Genomic DNA, 4336 nt, shown 5'->3' with positions numbered 1-4336 from the left:
ACACTCTTTCAATCTTCGGCTAAGCGTCTGGCTGGCTACAGTGATGCGCTTGCGTTCAAGGCACCGCTGGTGCTGACCAATTCCGACTTTCGGTTTATCGTAGTCGAACAGCTACAAGCCATTGGCATCGATCCCGGTGCCATCCTGATTGAACCCGAAGGGCGTAATACCGCCCCGGCGATCCTTGCTGCTGCGCTACATGCCCAGGCCGAAGACCCGGATGCGGTGTTGTTGGTGGCGCCATCAGACCATGTTGTGCCTGATATTGCGGCCTTTCACGCCGCTGTGGCCCAAGGTTTGGGGCCTGTGGGGCAAGGCGATCTTGTCACTTTTGGCATCGCGCCCACCCATCCAGAAACAGCATATGGCTATCTTGAGCTTAGCACCCCGCCCAAGGGGGCTCCCGTTAAGCTGTCTCGCTTTGTCGAAAAACCCGATGCAACCCGCGCCGCAGAGATGCTGGCAGCGGGGACTTTCATGTGGAATGCCGGGATTTTCCTGTTCCGCGCCGCGGATGTCATCGCTGCTTTTGAAAAACATGCTGCCAACCTGATGGAGCCGGTGCGCGATGCCGTCACCCAAGCCAAGCCCGATCTAGGATTTTTACGTTTGGCCCCAGAGCCTTGGGCCAAGGCCGAAGACATCTCGGTTGATTATGCCGTGATGGAGCGCGCCGATAACCTGTCTGTTGTGCCTTTTGCCTCTGGCTGGTCTGATTTAGGTGGTTGGGATGCGGTTTGGCGCGAGATCGGACCGGATGAAAACGGCGTTGTGACCACCGGCGGCGCCACGGCCATTGAGTGCACCAACACCTTGCTGCGCGCCGATAGTGACCGGCTTGAAGTTGTCGGGATTGGTCTTGAGAACATCATGGCGGTGGCGATGAATGACGCGGTTTTGGTCGCTGATATGTCGCGCGCGCAGGACGTCAAGCTGGCGGTTGCGGCGCTCAAGGAAAAGCAGGCTGATCAAGCCACCCAATTCCCCAAAGATCATCGTCCCTGGGGCTGGTTCGAAAGCCTCGTGGTGGGTGGCCGCTTTCAGGTCAAGCGCATCATGGTGCACCCTGGCGCGGCGCTGTCGCTTCAAAGCCATGTCCATCGGTCTGAACATTGGATTGTTGTCGAAGGCACCGCCAAGGTCACAATTGACGATGAGGTCAAACTGGTGACCGAAAACGAGAGCGTCTACATCCCGCTCGGGGCGGTCCACCGCATGGAAAATCCCGGCAAAGTGCCGATGGTGTTGATCGAAGTTCAGACCGGATCTTATGTCGGAGAAGACGACATCGTGCGCTATGAGGACGTTTATTCAAGAGGGTAGGGGAGCTATGCCCCCCATCGGCCATTTCAAAAATTAGGGACTGCGGTAAAGCTGTCGCAGTGCCCGCAATGGATGCGCAGTCCGCAATCATACTGCTGTGTTGCTAGGGGTTCGGGAACCGGCGCCCCGCAACAGCAAAACGCGTCTGATGTGGCGATCTTGCGGGCGCGCTCATAGGTTTCCGGATTCCAAAGCTCGGGTGGTTTGGCATTGGCCATAACTGCTCTCCTTTTCGGATAAGAACAGCTTGGACCGCGATGCTAAACTGGAACTTAAGGCAGCGTACGGGACAACAGGTCAGACGCTATAATAGTCTCGATACCACTCAACAAAGCGTTTCACCCCGTCGCGCATATCGGTTTGTGGGCGGTAGCCGGTCAGGGTCTCCAACAGTTCGGCATTGGCCCAGGTCGCAGGCACATCACCGGGTTGGATATCCATCATGTTGCGGGTGGTTTTCTGGCCCAAGGCGTCTTCGATCGCTTCGACAAAATCCATCAGGCGTTCGGATTTGGAATTGCCGATATTGACCACCCGGAACGGCGCGACAGGCGAGAGACTATCGCCCTCAGGCACTTCGCCGTTTTCAGGGCGCTCGGGAACCGCATCGAACATCAATAGGCGAATGGCACGGACCAGATCGGTGACATAGGTGAAATCGCGATACATTTCGCCGTGGTTATACACATCAATGGCATCCCCTTCGAGCGTCGCCTTGACGAATTTAAACAGCGCCATATCGGGGCGCCCCCAAGGACCATAGACGGTAAAGAATCGGAACATCGTGGTCGGCATATCGTATAGGTGGGCATAGGAGTGGCCCATTGCCTCGGTCGCCTTTTTGGTGGCGGCATAGATCGTCATCGGCGTGTCGGCCTTGTCGGTCTCACCAAAGGGCATCTCGGTATTGGCCCCGTAGACAGAAGAGGTCGAGGCCATCATCAGATGCTGAACCTTGTGACGGCGGGCGCCTTCCATGACGTTGAAGGTGCCGGTGACATTGGCGTCGACATAGGCGCGCGGATTATCAAGGCTGTAGCGCACCCCGGCTTGCCCTGCGAGATGCACGATGATCTCGGGCTCACAGGCGTCAATAGCCCGATCAATGGCATCGCGATCCTCAAGCATGGCTTCGGTCGCCGTAAAGTTGGGGTTCTGGGACAACATCGCATGGCGGCGCTGTTTCAAGGTGACATCGTAGTAATCGGTCATCCCGTCAAAACCGTGAACCACATGACCTTCGCTTAGCATCAGGTTGGCAAGGTGATAGCCGATAAAACCAGCCGTTCCGGTGATGAAAATACGCGCCATGGGGTCAATCTCTCTTCTCTATCCCCCTGCTTTAGACACTGATCCGCCAAGGGGGAAGAGGGGAGGTTTCGCAAAGCGGCTCTCCCCCCGGTGCCTGTTGACAAAACGCGCCGCGATTAGCCAACCAGCCCCTGCAAATAGGTTCCGTAATTGGTTTTCTTAAAGAGCTCCGCGCGGGCACGGAGCTGATCTTGGGTGATCCAGCCGTTTTCAAATGCAATCTCTTCGGGGCATCCGACCTGTTGGCTTTGACGATCCGACAAGGTGCGCACAAAGTTCCCGGCATCCAACAAGGACGCATGGGTGCCGGTATCAAGCCAGGCAAACCCGCGCCCCATTTGTTGGACGCTCAACAACCCATCCTCAAGATACATTTCCAGCAAGGAGGTGATCTCAAGCTCACCCCGAGGTGAGGGTTTTACAGCGCGGGCGCGTTCTGGGGCGGAGCCATCCAAGAAATACAGCCCTGTGACCGCATAAGGGGAGGGCGGGACCTCGGGTTTTTCAATGATCTGGTTCACATTGCCTTCATCGTCAAACCCCACCACGCCATAGCGCTCGGGATCACTCACACGATAGCCAAAAACGGTACCGCCGGCGGCTTGGGCATCTGCGGCATGCAGTTTATCGGGCAATCCATGTCCGAAAAAGATGTTGTCGCCCAGGACCATCGCCGAGGGCGCACCATCAAGAAATTCTTCGGCCAACAGATAGGCCTGGGCCAACCCATCCGGCGAGGCTTGCACCAGATAGGTCAACGATAGCCCCCATTGGCTACCGTCACCGAGGGTGCGCATGAACTGATCTTGATCTTGCGGCGTGGTGATGATGCAAATTTCACGAATCCCAGTCAGCATCAGAGCCGATAGCGGGTAAAAGATCATCGGCTTGTCATAAATCGGCAGCAATTGCTTTGAGACACCCATGGTGATGGGATAAAGCCGCGTGCCTGAGCCACCAGCCAGAATAATTCCTTTGCGCGTCGTCACGAATTCGTCTCCAAATTTTTGAGAACCGCCGTAAGCCCGACAGTCCAGTCAGGCGCGGCAATATTGAAATCAGTTTTGAGTTTTGAGCAGTCCAAACGGGAATTGAACGGGCGGCGCGCCGGGGTGGGATAGTCACTGCTGGGAATATCAGTGACACGCATGTCTCGCCCGGCGTGATCAAAGATCGCGCGGGCAAAGTCGGCCCAGCTCACGCTTGGTTGACCGCCATAGTGATAGGTGCCGCCCGCATGGCCTGCCTGCATCTGGTGCCCCATTTCAAGAAGCGTTGCCGCAATATCGGCGGCCGGGGTTGGCCCACCGATCTGATCCCCCACCACGTTCAAGGCATCGCGGGTTTCTGACAGGCGCAGCATGGTTTTGACAAAGTTCCCACCATGGGCCGAAAACACCCATGAGGTGCGCAAGATAGCGTGATGGCCATTGGCGGCGCGCACCGCCTCTTCGCCCGCCAATTTGGTGCGCCCATAGGCGCCTAGCGGTGCAACAGGGTCGTTTTCCCGCCATGGGGATTGGCCCGATCCATCAAAGACGTAATCAGTCGAAATATGCAGGAACGGGCAACCAAGATCCGCGCAGGCCAAGGCCATCTCGCCGGGGGCGACGGCATTAAGCTGATGGGCTGCCGCCTCATCATCTTCGGCCTTGTCACCGGCCGTATAAGCGGCGGCATTGATGACCAGGCGCGGTTTGTG

At 57.1% G+C, this 4336-nt stretch carries 5 protein-coding genes; 1 reads left to right on the top strand and 4 read right to left on the bottom strand.

What is annotated here, in order from left to right:
• The coding region (locus AC5EFR_RS23115) for a mannose-1-phosphate guanylyltransferase/mannose-6-phosphate isomerase (protein WP_493578048.1) at positions 1-1323 on the top strand (1323 nt) is incomplete at its 5' end.
• A gap of 26 nt (positions 1324-1349) precedes the next feature.
• Here AC5EFR_RS23115 and AC5EFR_RS23110 read toward each other — a convergent pair.
• The 4 genes from AC5EFR_RS23110 to rfbD form a co-directional block, all read right to left on the bottom strand.
• Positions 1350-1541, bottom strand: a complete 192-nt coding sequence (locus AC5EFR_RS23110) for a hypothetical protein (protein WP_493578047.1) — start codon at positions 1539-1541, stop codon at positions 1350-1352.
• A gap of 79 nt (positions 1542-1620) precedes the next feature.
• Positions 1621-2634: a GDP-mannose 4,6-dehydratase gene (locus AC5EFR_RS23105; RefSeq protein ID WP_493578046.1), complete on the bottom strand. Its 1014-nt coding sequence runs from the start codon at positions 2632-2634 to the stop codon at positions 1621-1623.
• Between the two features lie 116 nt (positions 2635-2750).
• Entirely contained in the window at positions 2751-3623 is an 873-nt protein-coding gene (gene rfbA, locus AC5EFR_RS23100) for a glucose-1-phosphate thymidylyltransferase RfbA (protein WP_493578045.1), read from the bottom strand.
• Positions 3620-4336 (bottom strand): dTDP-4-dehydrorhamnose reductase (rfbD, locus tag AC5EFR_RS23095; RefSeq protein WP_493578044.1); only part of this gene is annotated, 717 nt, incomplete at its 5' end. The genes rfbD and rfbA, both read right to left, overlap by 4 nt.

The organism is Pelagimonas sp., from assembly GCF_058892305.1.
This window is presented reverse-complemented; position numbering and strand designations above follow the sequence as displayed.

What these genes read in the sequence shown, in the direction of transcription:
- AC5EFR_RS23105 (WP_493578046.1), bottom strand. Translation starts at nt 2,634, where the DNA reads ATGGCGCGTATTTTCATCACCGGAACGGCTGGTTTTATCGGCTATCAC.
- AC5EFR_RS23110 (WP_493578047.1), bottom strand. Translation starts at nt 1,541, where the DNA reads ATGGCCAATGCCAAACCACCCGAGCTTTGGAATCCGGAAACCTATGAG.